Origin of the sequence: Dactylosporangium maewongense, from assembly GCF_039531485.1 — a bacterium.
In the GTDB taxonomy this organism is placed as follows: domain Bacteria; phylum Actinomycetota; class Actinomycetes; order Mycobacteriales; family Micromonosporaceae; genus Dactylosporangium; species Dactylosporangium maewongense.
In genome coordinates this window covers 1-566 of record NZ_BAAAQD010000111.1, presented here as the reverse complement: position 1 = coordinate 566, position 566 = coordinate 1, and the positions used below count along the sequence as shown (strand labels likewise).

The following is a 566-nucleotide window of genomic DNA, read 5'->3' as shown; positions in this document are numbered from 1 at the left end:
GTTGCAGGGCGATGTACGGCATGGTGGCGAGGATTCCGGTGAGCGCCACGGCGAGCGCGAGCAGCGGTGAGTCGTACCGGGCTCGCACGTAGTCGGCCACCGTCGTATGGCCGTTGTCCTTCGCGACCTGCCACAGCCTCGGCAGGAGTACGAAGGCCAGCGGGTAGACGATCACCGTGTACGCGAGTGCGAAGAACCCCAGCGCCCCGATGCCGTACACCAGACCTGGCACCGCGGCGTACGTATAGGCCGTGTAGATCGTGCCGCCGAGCAGGAACCAGGTGAGCACGGCCCCGAACTGCCGTCCCGCCAGCGCCCAGTCGTCGAGTGTGGGCAGTTCGTCGCGTACCCGGAAGCGCCGCGCGGCGATCGCGAGCAGCGACGTGCCGGCGACGACCAGCGTGAAGGCGGTGGTGCTGGCGGGATCGACCATGGGCACCCTCTCAGTCCTCTGTGTGTTGCGCAGGCTCCCGGATCGGTTGACACGAAACAAGAGGCAATCGGTCGGTAAACCGTGCGACATGGGTGCGCAACATTCAGGCATCGTCGACGACTGTTCGGGAGGC

General features: G+C 66.6%; 1 protein-coding gene. It reads right to left on the bottom strand.

Annotated features, from left to right (window positions below; all coding sequences use genetic code 11):
* Window positions 1-433 (bottom strand): sodium:solute symporter family transporter (locus tag ABD332_RS59950; RefSeq protein WP_425552478.1); only part of this gene is annotated, 433 nt, incomplete at its 3' end.
* Window positions 434-566 lie beyond the last annotated feature (133 nt).